Origin of the sequence: Tautonia marina (assembly GCF_009177065.1) — a bacterium.
Taxonomy (GTDB): domain Bacteria; phylum Planctomycetota; class Planctomycetia; order Isosphaerales; family Isosphaeraceae; genus Tautonia; species Tautonia marina.
Genome location: NZ_WEZF01000021.1, coordinates 85,677 through 106,876 on the forward strand (window position 1 = coordinate 85,677; position 21,200 = coordinate 106,876).

Consider the following 21,200-nt stretch of genomic DNA (forward strand, 5'->3'; position numbering starts at 1 on the left):
TCACTCCACGGTGATCGTTTCATCGAGGTTCAGCAAGGCCCGCGACACGGTCGTCCAGGCAGCCAGCTCCACCGGATTGTCGGATTCAGCGGTCCCGGCGAGGGTCTCGGCGTCCAGCTCGCCGGCTGCGATCCGATCGCGCTGGGCCTCGTAGAAATCGAGGATCGCGGCCAGTTCCGACGCATCGGGCTCGCGGGAAAGACAGAGTCGGAACGCCCGAGCGGCTCGAGCCTCGGCGTTCCCTTCGGGCAGTTCCGCGACGATCCGGCGGGCGAGAGCCTGGGCGGCCTCGATGAACACCGGATCGTTGAGCATCGTGAGGGCCTGGAGCGGGGTATTCGAGCGCTCGCGACGGGTGCAGGTGACTTCCGACGTCGGCGCGTCGAAGGTCGTGAACGCGGCGTAGGGGGCGGTGCGTTTGGTGAACGTGTACAGGCCGCGGCGGTAGCGATCGGGGCCGGTGCTGGTCGGCCAGCCGGGACCTCCGTAGGCCAGCGCGGTCACCCCTTCGGGTTGAGGCGGGTAGACGCTTGGGCCGCCGACGGTCGGAGTCAAGAGTCCGCTGGCGGCGAGGGCGAGGTCACGAACCAACTCTGCCTCCAGGCGGAAGCGAGGCCCCCGGGCGAGCAGGACGTTTTCGCGGTCGCGATCGAGGAGCGACAGGGGCACGTCGGACGATTGCCGGTAAGTGGCGCTGGTGACAATCAATCGGTGGATCGCTTTCTGGCTCCAGCCCTTGTTGACGAAGGTGACGGCCAGCCAGTCGAGCAGGTCAGGGTGCGACGGCGGCTCGCCCCGGGTGCCGAAGTCGTCGAGCGTGGGAACAATTCCGCGGCCAAAGTGACCGGCCCACAGGCGGTTGACCGTGACGCGGGCAACCAGGGGGTTGTCATCGCTGACGAGCCATCGGGCCAGGGTGAGACGATTGAGCGGCTCATCCTCGGGAAGCGGATGAAGGACCGAAGGAACCCCCGCCTCGACCGGATTGCCGGTCGCTTGCAGGAACTCACCGCGCTGGTGGATTTGAGTGGTCCTTGCGTGTTCGGGACGACGCTCCTGCATCACCATGGTGGTCGGCAGCGCGGGCATCGCCTTGCGCAAGGAGGCGATGCGCTGGTGCTGCTCGCTCAGTTCGGGAGCAACCATCAGGTAATACGCCGTCAACCGGTCGAGTTGTTCGGCGGTTCGCTCGTCACGAGGGATCTGGACGATGGTTTCGATCTCGGCCGGAAGGCCGGACGCTCGGACGGGCCGGGCATCGGTGGTGACCGAAAGGCGGAAGCGGCCGATGGTCATCTGGTGGATATATTCTTGCCGGAGTGTCAGGACAAGCCGCGTTGGATTTCCCTCGCCGATCGGCTCGGCAAAGGCGAAGACCGCGGCATGAGGCTGGCCGATGGCCCCCTTGACGTTCCAGCCGGTATCGTAGACGCCGTCGATCGCCTTCGCGGCCGGGTGGCCCTTCTCGGCGTAGTCCTCAGAGGCATGGGCAATGGCGACCCGTTCCAGGTCCGCCCCTTCGGGACCGGCCTCGACCTCGAATTCGGTCAGCAGGAAGTCGCCCACCGAGAACAACGGGGCGCGGCCGGGTCCGCCGTCGGGGAGACTTTCATGCGGCAGGACTTCGAGGCGGAGCCCGGTTACGCCTTTCAGGTCGGTTTCGAGTTCGACGGTGTAAACGTCTTGATTCGGCTTGTCGCCACTGACGAGGACCGAGCGGTCGTCAAGGACTTCCATCGTCGCGCCGTTTTTCGAGGCGAGGGAAGAGGGGGGGATGGGAGTCCAGTCGAAGGTCGAAAGGTCTTCCTCCCATCGGGCCATTGAGGCGGCCAGGTGCTGCCGGCGGCGTTCGTCGTCGGTCACCGCGTCCTCGCCGGAGGGATCGTCCGGAACAGGGAACAGCGAGGGAAGGGACGCGACAATGGTGTCGATTTCGGCCTGGATCTCGGCCCGGCGGCGAAGGATTTCCGGATCGGGCAGGGCGAGTTCTGGCTCATCGGCGTTATTGAGGAAGGCAAACAGTTGATAATATTCGCGCTGGGTGATCGGGTCGTACTTGTGCGTGTGGCACTGGGCACAGCCGACCGTCAGGCCGAGCCAGGTCGATCCGGTGGTGGCGACGCGATCGACAACGGCGGCATAGCGGAATTCTTCGACATCGATACCGCCTTCCTCGTTGATCATCGTGTTCCGATGAAAGCCGGTGGCCACCCGTTGATCGATCGAGGGGTCGGGCAAGAGGTCGCCGGCAAGCTGTTCGATGGTGAACTGATCGAAGGGCAGGTCGTTGTTCAGGGCGTTGATGACCCAATCGCGATAGGGCCAGATGGAGCGCTGGCGGTCCTTCTCGTAGCCGTTGGTGTCGGCGTAGCGGGCCAGGTCGAGCCATCGGCGTCCCCAGCGTTCCCCGTAATGAGGCGACGAAAGCAGGCGATCGACAAGGTGTTCGTAGGCGTCGGGGCGGGGGTCGTTGACGAAGGCGTCCACCTCCTCGGGAGTCGGCGGCAGGCCGATCAGGTCGAGCGAGAGGCGGCGAATCAAGGTGGTGCGGTCGGCCTCGGGAGCAGGGTTCAGCCCCTCGGCCTCCAGGCGAGCCAGGATGAAGTGGTCGATGGGGTTTCTTGGCCAGGACACGTTCTCGACGACCGGAGGCTCGGGCATCTTTGGGGCCTGAAAGGCCCAGTGATCGCTTGTCGGGGCTTCGGCCGGGGCGCCGGCCTCGGGCCAGTCGGCTCCCTGGTCGATCCAGGCACGCAGGAGGCCGATTTGCTCGGCGGAGAGTGGATCACCCGAGGGGGGCATGGTCGAAAGCGGATCAAGCCCGGCCACCTTCTCGATCAGGTAGCTCAGGGTGCTGTCGCCCGGTTCGATCATCGGGCCGGAATCGCCGCCGGCCATGCCGTCGGTCGGATTGTCGAGCCGAAGCCCTCCCTTGCGCTGGTCGGGACCGTGGCAAGAGATGCAATGGGCCTCGAAGATCGGCCGGATGTCCGCCTCGAACTCGACCTGGCGATCAGCCGGAGGCGGGAGGGTCGGAGCCTCATCCTGAGCCATTGCAACCCGCCACGCCGGTGCTGAGATGAAGATCGCCAGCGCGAAGAACGAACGTTGGAGCCAGTTCAAAACCATCGGTCCACCATGCGTTTGGTTCAAACCAATCGGAATCATGCGCACAAAGGAGGGACGAAGCGCGTGGGTGAGCCGGGGAAAAAGGGGGGAGGCTCTCATCACTGGGATTCTTGGATTATTGTCGGACAATTCGCCGGGAGTTTCAATCACGATCCTTTCAGGTTCGGGATTGTTCGAATCCTTCCCTGTCTCATCAAGCCCCGGCGAGGGTTCCGCAAGCGGCCTGAATTTCGGCCCCTCCCGAGTAGCGCCGGACGACCGGTTGACCAAGATGCTGGGTGAGCGCATCCCGGAATCGGGAAAGCTCGTCGGGCGAGGGGGGCTGGAAGCGGCCGGTCGGGTCGGTCACGTCAATCAGGTCGAGCCGAATCGGGGTGTCGCCCACGAGCCGGGCGATGGCCTTGGCGTCGTCTTCGCCAACATTCAGGCCGGAGATGCAGACGTAGGAGATCATGACCCGCTCCTTGCGCGCCTCGGCATGACGGCGGGCGGCGGCCATCACCTCGACGACAGGGGTACGGGCCGCGAGTGGGACGAGCAGGTGTCGTTTTTCGTCGATCGCCGCCCCAATGCTGATGGAAAGCCGCATCGTGCGCCGCTCGGCGGTAAAGCGGTCGATTTCAGGCACGAGGCCGACCGTGCTGACCGTCATTGCCTTGGCCGAGAGGGAACCGCCGAAGGGGCATCGCAAGAGGTCGGCAGCGGCCATGACCCGATCATAATTGAGAAACGGTTCTCCCATTCCCATGAACACGGTGCCGGTCACGCGGCGGCCTTGCGATCGGGCCAGATCGCGAGCCTGGACCCACTGGTCGATGATTTCCCAGGTCGCCAGGTTGCGGCGGCGTTCCATTCGGGCGGTGGCGCAGAAGGCACAGGCCATCGGACAGCCAACCTGAGACGACAGGCAGATGCTCACCGCGCCGGGCTTGTGCAGGGGGATGAGGACCGTCTCAACGGCCAGGTGATCATGCGTTCGGAACAAAATTTTCTGGAATCCATCGACGGCGGAGGTCTCGATGCGCTCCTGGGTCAATCGGGGCAGCGGAGGCCAGCCGTCGAACAGGCGGCGAGGGAGCTGGAAGCGCTGATTCCAGGCGATCGGATCGTGTTCCCCGTGACCGAGGATCGCCGCCAGAAGCCGACGGGCCGCCTCGGGAGGGGTCTGGCGGGTGGCGGCAAAGGTGATGAACTCCTCAGGCAGACAATTTCGGGGGTCAATCATCACCGAGGTGTCGCTCCAGTTCATCGAGAGGGTCTGAAGATTCCTTCCACATTGCCCATTGGCCCGATCTTCCTATAAGTATGGAAGGTGACCGAAGGTCGAACAATGGGAGTCCAGACTTCCGAAATGGATTGCCGATCAAACCTTCCTGGATCGACGATCGTAACGGAAGAGAACTGGCGACATGAAGGCCCGTCCAGTGCCGGGGTCTGCTTTTCGAGAATTACCATCGACCGTGCCGCTCGATCCCGAACGTTCGGATTGGGGTCAACAAGGCCGATCGCCAGCGTTCGTTCATTCAGGAGAATTCAGCGTATGAGACGGAACACAGTCGCCTGGGCGGCACTGGTCGTTTCGACCGTCGCCCTGATCGGATCGCAGAACTGGTCTCGCACCGTCCCTGCCGGCCCGCAAATGCCGCAGGAAGGGCTGGAGGAAGCCAAGAAACTGTCGCAAGCGTTCGAGTCGGTGGCCGACTTCGTCAGCCCGTCGGTGGTGCAAATCAGCGTGCAGCGCGTTCCTCAGATCCGAGGAGAAGGCAACGAGAACGGCCGTCCTCCTCGGGGAGAGGGGATGCCTCGGGAAATGACACCGGAGCAGATGGAAGAATTCATGGAGCGGTTCCGGCGCTTCTTCCCAGAAGGTGGCCCCGGAATTCCTGAGGAATTTTTCCGCTTCGAGCCACAGCAAATGCCGATCGAAGGAACCGGCTCGGGCTTCATTTATGATGCTCAGGGGCACATCCTGACCAATAACCACGTGGTCGAAGGTGCCGGAGAGGGAGACATCGTCGTCAGCTTCTCCGACGGCAGTTCAGCGAAGGCGACCATCGTCGGGCTCGATCCGGCGACCGACGTGGCGGTCATCAAGGTCAATCCGGCCGAGTTACGGAACGAACCAAGGCCCGCGCAGATCGGCACGAGCGATGATCTGCACGTCGGCCAGTGGGTGCTGGCCATCGGTTCGCCGTTCGGCCTGAGCCAAACGGTCACGGCCGGGATTATCTCGGCGACGAACCGGCAGGCGGTCGGCATCCTCGACCCGAGAGAGGGGTATGAGGACTTCATCCAGACCGACGCCGCGATCAATCCCGGCAACTCGGGCGGACCGCTGGTTGATATCGAAGGCCGAGTCATCGGCATCAACTCGGCGATCGCCACGCGAAGCCGGGCGAACGCGGGGGTTGGTTTCGCCATCCCGATCAAGCTGGCGTCGTATGTCGCCGACAACCTGATCGAAAACGGCAAGGTGCAGCGGGCCCGCCTCGGCGTGGTCATCTCTCCCTTGACCCCTGAACTGGCCGAGTCGTTCGGGATCGATCCGAACCTCGACGGCATTCTCGTCAACGAGATCGCCCCCGGCAGCCCAGCCGACAAGGCCGGATTGCGGCCCGGCGACGTAATCGTCGGCTTCAAGGGGCGAGACGTTCGCAGTGTTCCGGGCTTCCGCCTGGAAGTCTCGACGAGCGCCTTGACCGAAGGGCATGAGCTGACCTACATCCGCGAAGGTCAACGCCAGACGGCCGTCATCAACCTGGCTCCCTCCGAGGAGGTCGAAATCGCCGGGCTCAATCGAGTCCCGAGCCGAGGAGGCCCTCGGGAAACCCCCGGCGTTGAGCTGAACCGCTTCGGCCTGGAGCTTCAGGAACTCTCTCCGGACCTGGCCGAGCAGTTCGGCTACGACGCCGGGACCCAGGGCGTGCTCGTCCGCAACGTCGCCCCCGATTCGCCGGCCGCCACGCAGGGGATCGAGCCGGGCGACCTGATCACCAAGGTGATCAAGGACCGCAAGCCGCAAGACGTCACCAACCTCGACGAGTTCGAGGCCATGATCAACGATTCGGACAGCCTGGCCGTTTATGTCCAGCCGCCCGATGCCGCCGGCCGATTCATCGTCTTGAAGGCGACTGAGCCGGACGAGGAGAACTGATCGACCCGAGACGAGCCTCAACGCTCCGTGCTCTCAGACGCCCGGCCGGTCGCGCCGATCTTCACCCCAGAGGATCGGCGTTGACCGGCCGGGCGGTTTGCGATACGGTCCCCCCCTGGATCCGGAAGCCCCGGCGTGCTGAAGGCTTCAGGACCTTGAGGAGAGTCTCCCCGATGTGCACGGAAGCGACGGTAGCCCGACGATCGGTCAGGGTGATCATCCTGGCCCTCTCTGGCCTCGTCCTGCCCCTGGCCGTTGGCTGTGGCAGTACCCGGATGACGAACACCGCGAGAACCGGGACCGAACAGCTCTTGCTGACCAATTCCTGGGACCAGGCGTTGCGGCAGGTCGACTTTCGCCCGTTGATCGGTGTGCCGGTCTTCCTCGACACCACCCACGTCGAGGCGGTCGATAAGGGATGGGTGACCTCCAGCCTTCGCCAGGCGTTGCTCTCGCAGGGGGTCTTGCTCCGCGAAACAAAAGAAGATGCGCAATGGGTGGTCGAGGCCCGAACCGGAGCCTACGGCACCGATGACTCACAGCTCCTCATCGGTGTGCCGCAAATGAACATCCCGATGACGATCCCGGGCATTCCGGCCGGAAGTGTGCCGGAAGTCCCCCTCATCAAGAAAAGCGATCAGCAGGCGGTCACAAAGCTTGCCCTGTTCGCTTACGACCGGGCCAGCGGGCAACTTGTTTGGAACTCGGGGACCGTGCTGGGGACCTCGGATGACAAGAACGTCCACATTGGTGGGCTCGGACCGTTCCAGTCCGGATCGCTTCGCGGCGGCACCGAATTCATTGGCATGACGATTCCCTTGACCGAGGAGGAGCGGGATCTCCCCCCTCAGGAACGCAGCGGAGGCGCCGTTCCGTTTACCGACCCGGCCATCCAGGTGCCCGTAGGTGTGCTCGACCGCGATGATTTTCTACCTCGATAACCGGATCAGAAGACCCCGGCTCCACCCCATCGGCCGTTCTGGTTTTTGAATCGTCGCCAACCGAAAGCCGGGGCCTGTTCACGGAGACGGAGAGCCACCTCCGCTTCGTTCGGATGAGGAGCGCGAGCTGGCTCCGTGCGCGGTCTGCTGGTCCACGCTCCGGTCCTCCTGGAGCGGCACGACTCGACGCGAGACGGGGAATCGGCCTATAACGATCGCGGGGGGAACCGTTGCGACCACCTCGGCCGACCTCCTCGTTCTGATGCCTCGACCCTCGCCAAGGACCGCCCCTCGTGATTGCCCTGCTGCTCCGGGCTCGACTCATCCTGTTTGCCGGCACAACCCTCGCGCTGGTCTTGCTTTGGCTCTTCGGCAAGGAGGTTAACTACGATCAGTCGATCGAATCCTTCTTTGCCGCCGACGATCCGAACGTGGTCGCCTATCGCCAGGCGTCGTCTCAGTTCGGCAACGATCAGTTCGTCTTCATCGCCTATCACGACCCTGACTTGCTGACTCCCGAGGGGATCGCTCGGGTCGCTGAGCTCTCCGGCGCGATTCAATCGGCCGAGATCGAGGGGGTGGTCTCGGTCCAGTCACTCGATGCCATGCCCCTGTTCTGGCAGCTTGACGATGCACTGCTGGCGCTGGAAAAGATCCCCGAGAAAAAGCGCCTCTTTCTGCCGAGCCGGGCCGAGGTGCTCGATCTCATCAAGCAAGGAATCTCCGGAGAAGGGGGGGGCCAGTGGGCCACGCCGACGATCTCCGGCGCCCTGCGATCGACGGCCGATCAGCCCGATCGGCTGGCCGATCTGCGCGATCGGATCACCGCGCATCCGTTGCTCCTCGGGACGCTCGTGGACCGATCCGGCACCTACACCGCCCTGATGACCCGCCTGAAGTCGGCCGGAGAGCATGACGTCAAGATCACCGTCGAGGCACTCCGAACGATTGCCGACGACTTCGCCGAGCGGCACGACCTCGACCGAAAGCCGGCCGTCGTTGGGCCTCCGGTCTTGCTGGCCGACGGCTTCCGGGCGATCGAGATTGACGGCCAACGGCTGGCGACCGTCGGGATGCTGTTGATCGGTGCGGTGACCTTGATCGCCACCCGGAGCCTCTGGTGGGCCCTTGTTCCCTTGATTGCCGGGTGGACGGTCTGGCTGGCAACCTCGACCCTTCTGGGCGTGCTCGATCTGAAGCTCTCGCTCTCCAGTGGACCGATGATCGCCCAGATCATCGTGCTGACGATGCCGGCCGCCAGCCACCTGGCCCTGCACTTCCGCGAAGATCTGCGCCGCATGGCCGATCGCCGCGACGCCGCTCGGGAAACCTTGCAGATCGTCTCCGAACCGATCTTCTGGTGTGCCCTGACGACCACCATCGGCTACGGCGCCCTCGCCACGAGCAACGTGATGCCGATTCGACAGTTCGGCACCGTGCTGGCCATCGCCACCGCGGCGGCGGCCTTGCTGACCTTGCTCATTTCTCCCGGAGCGATGATCCCCCCGTTCCGGATCATGGAGATCCCGGTCCGATTCGGCTCGACCTCCCGGATCGCCGGGGCGATGAGCGGCTTGATCGCTCGGGTCTATCGACGCCCCGCGCCGATCGTTTTCGGCACCCTGATCGTCGTGACGCCCCTGGCCGCCGGGATGCCGTATCTGCAATACGAATCGAACTACATCAATGCTTTTCGATCCTCGACCCGAGTGGTCCAGGACTACCGCTTCATCGAGGAGCATCTGGGAGGGATCGGCCTTGCCGGCCTGATCGTTCCGACCGAGGGAGAGCTCACGCCGGAAACCCTCGACCGGATCCGGACCCTCGACCGCGCCGTGCTGGAGATCGCCCCGCCTCGCAACAGCGAAGGAATTGCCTACGTCACCTCGCTCGCCACGGTGCTCGATCCGGATGAACGCCTGGCGGAACTCGACCCCGATCGGGCCGCCTGGCTCCTCTCGACGAAGCTCGACCTGATCTCGGCCACGCCCCAGGCCGAGCTGCTCGGGAGCTTCTGGGACCCGGAAACCGGCTGGGCCCGCTCGATGGTCCGCCTCTCCGAGAGCCAGCCGGCCCCGGCCAAGATTTTCCTGTTCGACCAGGCCGAGGAACTTGCCCAGGATCGCTACGACGATCGGGCGTATCTAACCGGCCTCTCCCACCTCTTGACGCAAACCACCCGAGGAGTGATCGCAACCCAGTGGACAACCCTGGCCCTGGCGACCACTGGCATCCTGGTCATGCTCACGCTCGCCTTCCGGGGGCCGAAACTGGCCGTGCTGGCCATCTTACCGACCATGCTGGCGGTGGGTCTGGTGCTCGGGCTGATGGGATGGCTCGGCGTGAAACTCGACCTGGCCACGGCCCTGGTGGCGAGTGTCGCGCTGGGTTTGTCGATCGACGACACCTTTCACTGTCTGCTCCAGTTCCGCAGAAGGAGACAGACCCAGTCGTTCGAAGACGCCCTGTTTACCAGCTACACCGTGACCGGGCCGGGAGTCTTGCTGTCGAGTCTTGCCGTGGCGCTCGGGTTCACAGTCCTCTGGTTTAGCGAGTTCGTGCCGTTCGCCACCTTCGGGTTGATGGTCGCCATCGCCACGGTCGGCAGCACGATCGGCAACATCATTCTGCTTCCCGCATGCTTGAGCCTGGCCCATCGGTGGCGCAACGAATCGGGTGCAGACGGCTTCGACGTTCTCAAACCCGAGGCCGAAAACATCACCCCTGCGCAACCGACTTCGTCACTCCACCGCCCCTGAGCCCGCCGCCGGCGAACGGCTCAAATCCCGAGCCGGATCATCGCGCTGGTTCCGCATGAGACGGGGGCGGACACGACCCATCGACGCGTCCGTCCCTGGTCATGCCTTGTATTGCACATCTTGGCGGATTCTACTGGGAACCGGCACGACGGGGAGCCGCCCAGAGGGTCGGGCGGAAAACCTCCCTGGATCTTTGGGTGAGGCCCGAGCCAGCGCATCGTTCGAGGCGATCGCATTCCGGAACGAGACATTCGCCTTGGAATCCGATCGGGTCGGGCCTCGTGCAACTCCTTCGTGAAAGGATCTCCATGCGTTCGCTCTTCCGAACAGGCGCTCTGCTCGCCTCGATGCTTCCGCTCGGTGCAATTGTCGGGTGTGGCGGCGAGGCGCCAACCATCGAGAATGACACCCCTGCGCCGGTCGTCGAGCCCGGTCAGGTCGATCCCGGCCCGCCGACCGCCGCCGAAGGCGGAGCCTATTAAGGTCCGCTCGACATCCTCTCCCCACTCACTGCCGCGAGCTGGGGTCCACGCCTGAGGAATCGGAACACCGATCCTGTCGCCCAAACCTCCAGGCATTCTCCGTTCCGGGCGGATGGGCGCTGCATGGCCTCCCCATCCGCCCGTCCGGTTACATCTCTCGCTGAAATTGCCGGCTCAACCGGCGTTTGAACAAGATCCTGCTTTAGTTCCAACGGTTTTGTGCAGCCATTTTTGGCTTTTTCTTCTTGACCCGGTCGTCGGGTCGCATTCCAATCAATGAGGTCGATCACATTTCATCATCCTGATATTCTTTCAGGAGGTCGTGATCGATTTATGAATGGTTGTGCGCAACCCTTCGCCAGAGGGGGCAGTCGAGGTTGCGCGCAGACCGAACCCGAGCCAGGGGGAATCGATGCGACGAACCAATGTGCCTCGCGGCTTCACGCTGATCGAATTGCTGGTCGTCATCGCCATCATCGGTGTGCTCATCGCGCTGTTGCTGCCTGCTGTGCAGTCAGCCCGCGAAGCGGCTCGCCGAGCCCAGTGCGTGAACAATTTCAAGCAGATGGGCATCGCGCTACACAACTATCACGACACCATGGGCTCGTTCCCCATCGGGCGGATGGGGGTCGGGTACACCTACCCGCCGACCGTCACCGGGGTGCCCCAGCGACGGACCTGGGCGTTCAGCGTTCTGCCTTACATGGAACAGACGAATCTTTTTGGTGCGATCAACTTCGACCTGCCGTTTTACTTTGCCCAGAACACCACGGTCATCCGAACTCCCTTGTCGATGTTCCAGTGCCCGAGCGATTCGCCAAGCATCCAGGAACCCGACACCCCCTATCCGCGCGGCAAGGGGAACTTCGCCGCCAACTGGGGCAACACCCACTTCTGGCAAGACGAGCGACCAACCGAGCCGAACGGCCTGAACCCCTGGAACACCGGCCCGCTCGGAGTTCAGGGAATGCCGGTCGGCGCGGTCGACCTTCGCTTCACCGGTGCGCCCTTCATGGGCAACCGCGCGACCGGTTTGCGGAACTTCCGCGACGGCACGAGCAATACCATCCTCATCGGCGAGGTCATCATGGGGGCCAATGCCGCTGGTGGGGCCTACGACCACCGAGGCGACATCTTCAACGACGACCTGAATTGCACCATGTTCAACACCTACACCCCCCCCAACTCCCAGATCCCCGACTGGATGGGCGGCGATGCCAACGGCCGACCTTGGTGCAGCTTCGGCTTGATCGGCGGGGTGCCCCCGTGCACAGGGGGCCAGCCATCCTTCAATGCAGCCCGGAGCCGGCATCCCGGTGGCGTCAACGTTCTGCTCGGAGATGGCAGTGTCCGGTTCGTCAAGAACACGGTCGATGTGATGACCTGGAGGGCGATCGGCAGCCCCGCCGGGGGTGAAGTGATCAGCGCCGACAACTTCTGACCCAAAACCGGTGGCCTGCCCCCCTCCCGAACACCCTCCCCGTTCTCATCCAGGGCACCGGTTTCCCCATCCCGAAGAGACGTCGAGCCTTCGGGGGCGCTGGCTTCCAATCGCCCCCGATCGCCCGACTTCTCGGGCCGATCGACCTCGATAACCCGTTTGGTCTGCCAACCGCCTTGGTCAGGGACCGCTCGAGGGCGACGGATCAAATCGAGCGGACGAGCGCAACGAAAAAACCCGCCAGAAGGCGGGTTTAGCGTGGAGCTACGATCTTGATCGATGGTTGGGGAAAAGCTCCCCGACAAGGACTCGAACCTTGAACCTAGCGGTTAACAGCCGCTCGCTCTACCGATTGAGCTATCGGGGAATCGACAGGGGAAAGATACAGGATCGGGACGCGTGAATCAAGGGGGCAGTGCCAGGAGACGGTCAATCCGAGAGCCATGCGTCGACCGATCGCTTCCATCGTGGTCTACTTCGTCGAGACGAAGGACGATGGAAGCGATGCGAAAGCCAATCAGCTGGAGAGGTTCTTTTCTTTCGAACCGCTCTTGCTGTGCTGTTCAACCGCCTTCTCCAGGAGACCGACGATCAGTGCGTTCAACGACGCCTTATCTTCCTTGGCCCAGCTCGCCAGTTGTTCGTGAAGGGCTGGAGGCATCCGAATTTGAAAATGAACGACTGTCTCTGGCATCGATATGCCTCCTTGAATCAGGAACCGGAAACGGAGGGAGGCTTAACTCAGGAACACGCTGAGAATTCCTCGGCATGGCCAGTTCGAATCGGCTGGCAACTGAGGCAAGCCAGGATGGGAGAATGTCATCTATTCTAACCTCTGATTTGCGTTCTCGCCTAGTATCTTCTAACCTCGATTTTCCCGATCGGTTGATGAGATCCGACGTTGTGTTCCTGGGTGCCCGCATCATGCCGCGCGAGGCACCGTGCCTGAATGAAGTCATTGAGTCGTTGAGCTCTTTCGGGCATTTCGACTTCTGCCCCATCGCGATGACAGGACGGTGTTCAAGCATGGCGGAGTCTTCCGAACCTCTCGCGTCAGACGATCCGGATCTCCCCCGGGAGACCCCGGCCGAGGCGGCGGTCATCCGCCAGTTCGTCGAGCACTGGGGGATGATGGCACGCTCCTGGGGCATCAATCCCACGATGGGAGAACTGTTCGCGCTGCTCTACATTACCGGAACCGACTGGACGGCCGATGGGCTGCGACATCGGTTGAAGGTTTCGCGGGGAAACGTGAGCATGAACCTCCGCGAGTTGATCGCCTGGGGGGTTGTGCACAAGGTCCACCGCCAGGGGGAACGACGCGAATACTTTCGGGCCGAGACGGATATCTGGACCCTCTTTCGCCGCATCCTGCTCGAACGCAAACGGCGAGAACTCGACCCGACCCTGGTCGTCCTCGATCGCGCTGTCGAGCAAATTTCCGGAGATCCCGAACTCGCCCCGCGCTACCTGAAGCGAATCGGTGCCCTCCGGCGCTTTTTCGCCCTCGTCCACGCGCTGGCGGCCCGGGTCGATGCCCTCGGTCCGGCAGAACTCGAAGACCTGGTCATGCTCCTGGAACATCACGACTCGGCGGATTCCGACCCTTCCGTGGCGGATCCGTCCGCCTGATCGGCTCGATCCACGACCTCGATCCCTCCCCGTAGCATTCGCCCTGATGGAGGGTTATGTCCGACGGTCCTCCCTCACCCCCGCAAACCGTCGAAAGAAATTCTCTGAAAATCGAACTGACACCCTTTTCAGACGCAATTGAACGTCTAAAACGAAGTCATGCCCGAAAGGGGCGACACGAACCAGCGAGCGAACGGTTCCCGTCAGGTCGCTTGCACGTTTTGGGCGGAAGGTGTGAGCAACTCACCTCGGGGGTGAGGACTTGTCGGGACCGTAACGATCCGGGGGGCTCGGCTGCGTGAGATCACGCACCAGCCCCCCGGTTTTTTTGTGGCATGAGCGGGTTTTTGAGGACGGTGACGGGGTCGCGTGCAGCGATCCCACGGTTCCTGGCGGGTTTAACTGGCAGAAGGCTCCGGGAGTGCATAAACTGGTGCCATAATGGCTCGACAGCCACGACCATCCCCGGACGAGCATCGTTCGTGCGTCATGCCATGCGTTCCTGATCGACCTGCGGGTCGACGACCTCGGAACGCGTACTGACGGGTTCTGGTAAAGAGGCATCCGTTTGCCTCAGCTCGAATCCGTGGGGATGCTTTTGTGTGGCGGTCGTCCTCCCGGCCGTTGAGGCCCGGAGCATTTCGCGTCGGAATTTCCTGGAGCCGAGCCGAGATGAGTAGCGCGTCGGAGGACAACTTTTTCCCCGGTCTTGAAGGTGTGGTCTCCAACGAGACGGCCATTGCCGACATGCAAGGAACGGAAGGTCAGGGCGGCCTGGCCTACCGGGGATACGCGATCGAGGATCTCGCCGAGAAGGTTTCGTACGAAGAAGCGGCCTTCCTGCTGCTTCACGGCGACTTGCCAACCCAGTCGCAGCTCGACGAGTTCAACGGTCGGCTCCGGGCCTCCCGGTCGATTCCCGACTCGCTCGTCTCGCTGTTCCGAGCCGTGCCGAGCAACGTTCACCCGATGGACACCCTACGGACGGGCGTCAGCGTTCTGGCCCACTACGATCAGGACGTGAACGCCGATCCCAAGGATCACGACGCCAACGTTCGCAAGGCCGAGCGGCTGATCGCCCAGATGGCCACCGCCGTGGCCGCCGCCGCTCGGATTGCCCGAGGTCAGGACCCGATCGCTCCTCGGGCCGACCTGAGCCACGCCGCCAACTTCCTCTACATGCTCAACGGCAGCGAACCGAGCCCGGCCGAGACCGACGCGTTCGACCTCTCGCTGACGCTCTACGCCGAGCACGAGCTGAACGCCTCGACCTTCGCCGCCCGCGTGACCGCCTCGACCCTCTCCGACATTCACTCGGCAATTGTCTCGGCCGTCGGCACCCTGAAAGGTGCCCTGCACGGTGGGGCCAACGAGCGATCGTGGGAAGTGCTCGAACGGGTTGGCGCTCCCGATCACGCCGAGCAGTGGATCAAGGACGCCCTGGCCCGCAAGGAACGGATCATGGGCTTCGGCCACCGCGTCTACAAGACCGGCGACCCCCGCGCCGTGATCCTCAAACGGCACTGCCAGCTCGTCGCCAAGGAGATCGGCGATGATCGCTGGGAACGCACCGCCGAGCCGATCGAGCGCGCCGTGACCGAGCAAAAAGGCTTGCCCCCGAACGTCGACTGGCCCAGCGCTCGCCTGTACCACTACCTGAAGATCGAGGTGCCGATCTACACCCCCATCTTCGCCATGGCTCGCGTCGCCGGCTGGGCCGCCCACGTCATTGAACAGCTCGACAGCAACCGCCTGATGCGTCCGAGGGCCCGCTACGTCGGCGCCCCGCAGCGATCGGTCAAGCCCATCACCGAGCGCGGTTGATTCGCACCGAACTGCTTTTGATCCGGATGTCTGGGGTCAGAATGACATGACCCCAGACATCAGCCTGCCGACGCTTCTTCGAGCAATTCCGGCTCTGCGAACGGCAGGTCGACAACCTGCGATACCGGCGAGAGCCGGTCGTAGCCACCGAGGTTCCAGACCAGCTCGGTGTAGTGCTGCACGTCGAGCATGGTCAGGGTCTGAACCGCCCGGAGCGTCAGAATCTGGTCGCTCCAGAGATCGGTTCGAAGCATCACCTCGATGAATCGGGTCCGAAGCGTTTCGATCGGGTCCGGCCCTCCCTGGCCCCGGATCACCCGGACCCATGCGCGCACCGCGCGTCGGTGCCGTCGCAGGTACGCCGTGATCCGAAGACGTTGATCGGTCTCGTACTTCGGGAAACAGGGCAATTCGAGCAGGTCGTCCATCGGTCGTCGGACATCCTGGAGCCGATGCCAGAGCGGCTCACTCAAGTTCGGAGTCTCGGGCAAGCCCTCGGGAAGCTGACGGGGATCGGCCTTGGGATCGGCGGCATGGGCCACGACCCTCCGCATGGCCAGAACGGCCAGACCGAGCGTGGAGACGTCGTCGTGGTCAGCCACCCAGGCGGTGACAAGAGCCCGGATTACCTCGCCTCGGCGGTCGGTCAGATGAGGTAGGTCCCGTTCGAGCAGTTGGAGGAGATGCTCGAAGTTCCAGTCAAACTCGGCCAGCAACTGGTTGAGCCAATCGACCCGACTGCGCTGCCGGTTGCGAAACCGCTCGGCCATGACCCGCTCATGGCGAGAGGCCCCGATGAAGTCGAGGTCAATCTCCATCAAGGAATCGCTCCCGACACTGATGGGGACCTGCGGCAGCGGCAGCCCCAGATACTCGACATCGAACCGCGCCCGCATCCAGAGCGCTTCGAGAAACGCCGGCTTGCGCATCCGGTGAATCTTCCGAACGGCCGCCTGATACGATTCGCCCGGCTCGTCGGGAGTGGTCGAGACGGTCGGGTTGAGGATCTCCCGAATCACCTTCACGATCCGAACGGCCATGTAGCCGACCCCTCGGAACCCCCACCAGATCAGGCGAAAGGGCAGGATCAGCAGGCGACCGCCGGCCAGATACGACTCGTAGAGATGGAAGAGGTTGATGGTTCGCTGCGAGATCGGAGCGCGGTGCAGCGGCAGGCTCCGAAACGCGCTTCGGAGGTTCCGCTCACGGTCGCTCTGAAGTAACGAGGCCACGGCATCTCCGTAGCGGGCTCGGATCAGCTCGTCTCGCTCCGGATCAGCAATCAAGAAATCGACCGCCGTGAAATCGACGGTTTCGAAGAATTCGTCCGCCTCCGGCCGTCTTCGGCTCGGGGCGAGTCGTTCCACGAGCGGAATGCGGCCCTTCGGCTCCGGCAAGAGAATCTCATCTTCCTCCTGGTGCAGCCGAGCGGCCAGCCACTTCCGGTAGCGCTTGCGAACCCCCTCGGGACTGCTGGCCAGTCGGTCGAGCGGCACAGCATTGCGGTTGTAGTCGATCAGGAGCTTGGCCGTCTCCTGCACGATCATCCGCGTGATGTAATCGAACCAGAGGTACGGCCCCCCGAGCAAGCTCGCCGTCGCCCGACTCATATCCAGCCGATCGAGCCGCCGACGCCCCCTGATGAAGTACGGCAGATTGCTCAGGCTCAGGTTTCGCAGCGCCAGGTTGCCGAGGAGCTGGGTCGACGCCTTCGTGTCGTTCCGGTGAAACGGAGAACCGTCAAGGTAATCCTGATACAAGAGCTTGAGCGTCGAAAAGAAGTCCGTTTCCGAAGGCTTCAGCCCCAGATTCTGGATTTGACCATCGAGCGTCCACGACTCGTGGGCACGCTCAAACCCGGACAGACCGAGCGCCCCCTGCTCAACGTCGGCCGTCACGTCGTCGGAGGTTCGCAGCCGGATCTCAGGAAGGATGACCCGCTCATCCAGAAATCGCTGATCGCGTTCCTTGAGTTGCCGCTTGAGCAGCTTTGTCTGGGCGGCAAACTGAGCCTCGACGACCCGTTCGCAAAACTCGGCCGCCTGGTTGGCGATCTTGCGGAACCAGCCTCCCAGTTGCATCAACACGAAGCAAATCACGCCGATGACGATGACCGGCAAGCCGAGCTTGTCGGCAAACCATCCCAGCATCGCCCGCAGCCGCAGTCCGAACCCGTGCAGCAGACCGACCTCTCGGGTCGCCTCTGCGGCCGATCCGGCCACCACCTCACCCGCGTCGCTGGGAACCAGGAGGTAAACCAGAGCATACAGGGCCGCGAAGGTCAGGCCGAAGCTCAGCAGGCGAATGGCCGGGCGCTTCGTGGCAGAGATGATCGTCCGTCCCAGCTTGTCGAGAAAGAGGGGGGGAGAAACCGTTGCCTGCAAATCGGCCACGTAGTAGATCACGTCGAGCGTGCGCTGCATGAGATGGCCGAGATAGTTGGCCGCCAGCGCGACGGCCTCGGCCGAGCCTTGCTTGCGATGTTCGAGGACCGGACGGATGATCGGCAAGCGACGGATCACCGGCAAATCGAGCAGTTGCAGATAATGATCGACCGAGTTGACGAAGCTTTGCCCCATCTGCTCGATCAGCTCCTCGGGGGTCAACTCGATGAGCCGCTCGACAACCTCCTCGATCGGAATGTCTCGCGTCTGGTCGTCCACGCGTTCCGACCAGTCGGCCGAGGGAATCTCGGCCACCCGAGCTTCCAGATCCTCGATTGCGGCATCGGTCAACCCGAGTCGATCGGCCTCATCCAACGTGTTGAGATGCTCCGGGGCCCGTCGGTCGTAATGACGCCGGATCACATGGAGCAAATGGTGATTGCGCGAGTCTTCGCAGATTTCCGGCTTCAACTCAAACAAGATGATGTTTCGGTTGAAGATCCGAGCATAACGCCGCACCAGGCGATCGGTGAAGCGGAGGGCGAAGATGACAAGGCGAACAAACCGAATCAGCGGCCGCATCACCCGCAGGAATCGCAGCAATCGGGGAACTCGGAGCAACCGGAGGATCTGAATGTTGGCAATCAGTGTCGGCCCCGACAGGGCAAAGGTAATGAACCCAAACGGAATCGACGGCAACAGGTCGATCACGAAATGCCGGGCCAGATACCTCAGCCGCCCCGTGACCAGTGCGATCTTCAAGGCAAATTCCGAGAGAAAGACCGCGCAGATTGCCAGGTCGGCCCAGGCAAACACAGCTTCGAGCCGGTGAGTCATCCGTCCCGACTGGTCGATGGCCGTCTCCACAACGAGCAAGCCCGTCAGGAGCAAGATCAACACCAGGATGACCGCATCGAGCCGCTTGGGGAACCTGGGTCCGAATTTCGACTGCATCCGGGCGGTCAGGTCTTTTTCCTGCCACTCGTTGCGAGCGGTGCGGGCCATCCGGCCGAAGCGCCGAGCCACCCGGCGCAGGTGGCCGATCGCCGGAGGATCGAGCCCTTCCGCGGCCCCGTCGTGCCCTGCGGCCAGGCAATCGTCTCGCAACCGGAGCATGTCTTCCCGAGAGAGGCTCAGCAGCCGGCCGCCCTGCGCCGAGTCCACCTCCTCAAGCATCGAGAGGATTTCGTTCGCCTCCTCCCGAGCATCCGACAACAGCTCATCCCAGGCGGTCAATCTCGCTTCGGGAGAGAGACGATTCAGCTGCTCGACCGCCGAGACGGCCAGTGCCTCACGACGTTCCACCAGGGCGGCGACGTGGCGTCCCGGTCCAGGAACACGCTGATCCGCCTCCTCGGATGCGTCGGCAGACGGCGGCATGGGAATGGTGTCGGGCAGGCCCTCGACTTCCGCCTGAAGCCGGGAGAGCAAGAACCGCCGCGACCAGAGTTCCTCGGCCGTTCCTTCGGAAACGGTCCCTTCGAGTAACTGGCTGACTCGGCGATCGAGGAGCGACAGCCGCAGCCGGCTCGCTCGATGCTCAAGCTGCCGACGGATCGGGTCGAGTGAGGGGGTCCCTTCGGCTCGGAGCTGATCGTTCAAGCGATCCAGCTCGATGACCGCCGAGACGGCCGGATGCACCGGCACGTTGCCATCAACCAGCGCGACCAACTCGGAGAGCCAGGTCAGGTCTCTCCGGAATCGGTCGAGCAGGGCGGCGCGGCGGATCGGTTCCAGATCGGGGCGAGTGAGCAACTCAGACAGATAGGCTTGCTCGGCTCGGAGCCACTTCGCGGTTTGCGTCGAGAGTTTCGGATCGGGCCCCGACCCGGCGCGCAACACGTCCGCCAAACGATCCGTTGTGGTATCTCGAAGCTGTTCCAGCAGCGCATCGACTTCAAGATCGCGGGGATGGATCGGGTCGGTGGCCAGCTCGTGGAGAATCCTGCGGAGCCGGGTGCCTTCCTGAATCGACTTGAGCAAGCGCGACGGCGAAACCTGTCCGTTGCCTGAAATGACCTCAGAGGTCCGAGCGAGCCACGAATTCCGCCACTGAATCGGATCACTCAACGTTCTACTCCCCGAGGCAACCGGCGCCGACGTTCCAGAATCGCCGGGCGAGACCTGGTCATTGTCCTTTGATCTCAGATCAGGGTAAACCCCTCGAACCCTTCGATCGATGTCGCCGGGCGACACCCCGGACTCAAGCTCTGCTTGTTCCCCAGGCTGGGAACGACTAGCCTAGTCGAGCGGAGCCGAGCGTCCCCCGACCCTGTCCCGTTTCTCGATTCATCTGTGAGGATTCTTCGCGTCGTGAGCCATCCTTTTGAACACGAACGAGCGGTCGCCGCCCAGGCCGTTCAGGAAGCCGCCCGGCTCTGCCGCGCGGTCCGTGGATCACACGGCCCCGATCCCGTCGCCAAGGGGGACAAAAGCCCCGTCACCGTTGCCGATTTCGGCAGCCAGGCGCTCATCTGCGCGACCCTCAAGGCCGCCTTCCCGGACGATCCGGTGATGGCCGAGGAAGATGCCGCCGAGCTGCGATCGCCCGACCGCGCCGCCGTCCGAGACCGCGTCGTGGCCGAGGTCAACGCCCTGCGCCCTGGTTCCGACGCCGAAACGGTTCTCGGCTGGATCGATCATGGCAATCTCAACCGCTTCGCCCCTCGCTTCTGGACGCTCGATCCGATCGACGGCACCAAAGGCTTTCTCCGAGGAGAACAGTACGCCATCGCCCTGGCCCTGATCGTCGACGGCCGCATCGAAGTGGCCGCCCTGGCCTGTCCGAACCTGGAACAATCACGATCGACGGTCGGCCCGGTCGGCGCGGTCTTCCTGGCGGTTCGGGGAGCAGGGGCCACCGTGATCCCGCTTGATGGGGGCGACCAGGAACGCGCGATCCAGACCTCGGATCGAACCGATCCCTCCCGCGCCCGCCTCTGTGAATCGGTCGAATCGGGCCATAGCGCTCATAATGAATCGGCCGTCGTGGCGGCTCGCCTCGGGGTCACCGAGCCTCCCGTCCGGCTCGACAGCCAGGCCAAGTACGCCACCGTCGCCTCCGGCGAGGCTGATGTCTACCTTCGCCTGCCGACCCGCGCTGACTATCAGGAAAAAATCTGGGACCACGCCGCCGGTGCCCTCATCGTGACCGAGGCCGGCGGCACCGTGACCGACATCGACGGCAAACCGCTCGATTTTACCCTCGGCTCGACCCTGGCGAACAATCGCGGTGTCGTCGCCACCAACGGCCCCTTGCACGATCGGGTCCTGGCCGCCCTGCGCGGGTGAGCCTCATGCGAGAGGGTGTGGGGGACCGCCTCGCCGGCTGTCCTCCGCCCTCCGCTTGGGGTGCCGTGGGTTCGCGTCGCCTCGGTCCAGACTTGCAACCCGTCCGAGATCCGGAGAATTCCCCATGCGATCACGTCGCCGATTGCTGATCGGTCTCGGAATG

Annotated in this window: 13 protein-coding genes and 1 tRNA gene; 9 read left to right on the forward strand and 5 right to left on the reverse strand. The window is 63.5% G+C overall.

Going from position 1 to position 21,200, the window contains the following annotated elements; genetic code table 11:
* A complete protein-coding gene (locus tag GA615_RS21900) occupies positions 1 to 3,228 on the reverse strand; it encodes a DUF1553 domain-containing protein (RefSeq protein WP_235905607.1) in 3,228 nt (1,075 codons plus the stop codon).
* A gap of 94 nt (positions 3,229 to 3,322) precedes the next feature.
* A complete protein-coding gene (gene rlmN / locus GA615_RS21905) occupies positions 3,323 to 4,354 on the reverse strand; it encodes a 23S rRNA (adenine(2503)-C(2))-methyltransferase RlmN (protein WP_152053467.1) in 1,032 nt (343 codons plus the stop codon).
* 315 nt (positions 4,355 to 4,669) lie between these two features.
* Between rlmN and GA615_RS21910 the strand changes: the two genes are divergently transcribed.
* The 6 genes from GA615_RS21910 to GA615_RS21925 all read left to right on the forward strand — a co-directional run bounded on the left by GA615_RS21910 (position 4,670) and on the right by GA615_RS21925 (position 11,906).
* The gene (locus tag GA615_RS21910; RefSeq protein ID WP_152053468.1) at positions 4,670 to 6,283 is read left to right on the forward strand and encodes a trypsin-like peptidase domain-containing protein; all 1,614 of its coding nucleotides are present in this window, start codon (positions 4,670 to 4,672) and stop codon (positions 6,281 to 6,283) included.
* 173 nt (positions 6,284 to 6,456) lie between these two features.
* The gene (locus GA615_RS21915) at positions 6,457 to 7,224 is read left to right on the forward strand and encodes a DUF6655 family protein (RefSeq protein WP_152053469.1); all 768 of its coding nucleotides are present in this window, start codon (positions 6,457 to 6,459) and stop codon (positions 7,222 to 7,224) included.
* 135 nt (positions 7,225 to 7,359) lie between these two features.
* Entirely contained in the window at positions 7,360 to 7,521 is a 162-nt protein-coding gene (locus tag GA615_RS27625; protein WP_161602484.1) for a hypothetical protein, read from the forward strand.
* A complete protein-coding gene (locus GA615_RS21920; RefSeq protein WP_235905608.1) occupies positions 7,518 to 9,983 on the forward strand; it encodes an efflux RND transporter permease subunit in 2,466 nt (821 codons plus the stop codon). Before GA615_RS27625 ends, GA615_RS21920 begins: the two co-directional genes overlap by 4 nt.
* 308 nt (positions 9,984 to 10,291) lie before the next feature.
* The gene (locus GA615_RS27630) at positions 10,292 to 10,465 is read left to right on the forward strand and encodes a hypothetical protein (RefSeq protein ID WP_161602485.1); all 174 of its coding nucleotides are present in this window, start codon (positions 10,292 to 10,294) and stop codon (positions 10,463 to 10,465) included.
* Between the two features lie 412 nt (positions 10,466 to 10,877).
* Positions 10,878 to 11,906, forward strand: coding sequence for a DUF1559 domain-containing protein (locus GA615_RS21925; RefSeq protein WP_152053470.1), 1,029 nt, complete (start codon positions 10,878 to 10,880; stop codon positions 11,904 to 11,906).
* Between the two features lie 294 nt (positions 11,907 to 12,200).
* Here GA615_RS21925 and GA615_RS21930 read toward each other — a convergent pair.
* Positions 12,201 to 12,273 (reverse strand) — tRNA-Asn (locus GA615_RS21930).
* Between the two features lie 150 nt (positions 12,274 to 12,423).
* The gene (locus tag GA615_RS21935; protein ID WP_152053471.1) at positions 12,424 to 12,600 is read right to left on the reverse strand and encodes a toxin-antitoxin system HicB family antitoxin; all 177 of its coding nucleotides are present in this window, start codon (positions 12,598 to 12,600) and stop codon (positions 12,424 to 12,426) included.
* 332 nt (positions 12,601 to 12,932) lie between these two features.
* Between GA615_RS21935 and GA615_RS21940 the strand changes: the two genes are divergently transcribed.
* Both GA615_RS21940 and GA615_RS21945 read left to right on the forward strand, forming a co-directional pair.
* Positions 12,933 to 13,538 (forward strand): GbsR/MarR family transcriptional regulator, encoded by a 606-nt coding sequence (locus GA615_RS21940; RefSeq protein ID WP_235905609.1) that lies wholly within the window; start codon positions 12,933 to 12,935, stop codon positions 13,536 to 13,538.
* A 672-nt stretch (positions 13,539 to 14,210) separates the two neighbouring features.
* Positions 14,211 to 15,362: a citrate/2-methylcitrate synthase gene (locus GA615_RS21945; protein ID WP_152053472.1), complete on the forward strand. Its 1,152-nt coding sequence runs from the start codon at positions 14,211 to 14,213 to the stop codon at positions 15,360 to 15,362.
* 59 nt (positions 15,363 to 15,421) lie between these two features.
* On the opposite strand, the gene GA615_RS21950 is transcribed toward GA615_RS21945, so the two are convergent.
* On the reverse strand, positions 15,422 to 19,816 hold the full coding sequence (locus GA615_RS21950; protein WP_152053473.1) for an ion transporter: 4,395 nt from the start codon (positions 19,814 to 19,816) through the stop codon (positions 15,422 to 15,424).
* Between the two features lie 243 nt (positions 19,817 to 20,059).
* Between GA615_RS21950 and GA615_RS21955 the strand changes: the two genes are divergently transcribed.
* Positions 20,060 to 21,037: a 3'(2'),5'-bisphosphate nucleotidase gene (locus GA615_RS21955; RefSeq protein WP_152053474.1), complete on the forward strand. Its 978-nt coding sequence runs from the start codon at positions 20,060 to 20,062 to the stop codon at positions 21,035 to 21,037.
* Positions 21,038 to 21,200 lie beyond the last annotated feature (163 nt).

Bases quoted from the DNA above. Each gene is read 5' to 3' on its own strand.
- GA615_RS21900 (WP_235905607.1), bottom strand. From the start codon at position 3,228: ATGAGAGCCTCCCCCCTTTTTCCCCGGCTCACCCACGCGCTTCGTCCC.
- rlmN (WP_152053467.1), bottom strand. From the start codon at position 4,354: ATGATTGACCCCCGAAATTGTCTGCCTGAGGAGTTCATCACCTTTGCC.
- GA615_RS21910 (WP_152053468.1), top strand. From the start codon at position 4,670: ATGAGACGGAACACAGTCGCCTGGGCGGCACTGGTCGTTTCGACCGTC.
- GA615_RS21915 (WP_152053469.1), top strand. From the start codon at position 6,457: ATGTGCACGGAAGCGACGGTAGCCCGACGATCGGTCAGGGTGATCATC.
- GA615_RS27630 (WP_161602485.1), top strand. From the start codon at position 10,292: ATGCGTTCGCTCTTCCGAACAGGCGCTCTGCTCGCCTCGATGCTTCCG.
- GA615_RS21925 (WP_152053470.1), top strand. From the start codon at position 10,878: ATGCGACGAACCAATGTGCCTCGCGGCTTCACGCTGATCGAATTGCTG.
- GA615_RS21935 (WP_152053471.1), bottom strand. From the start codon at position 12,600: ATGCCAGAGACAGTCGTTCATTTTCAAATTCGGATGCCTCCAGCCCTT.
- GA615_RS21940 (WP_235905609.1), top strand. From the start codon at position 12,933: ATGGCGGAGTCTTCCGAACCTCTCGCGTCAGACGATCCGGATCTCCCC.
- GA615_RS21945 (WP_152053472.1), top strand. From the start codon at position 14,211: ATGAGTAGCGCGTCGGAGGACAACTTTTTCCCCGGTCTTGAAGGTGTG.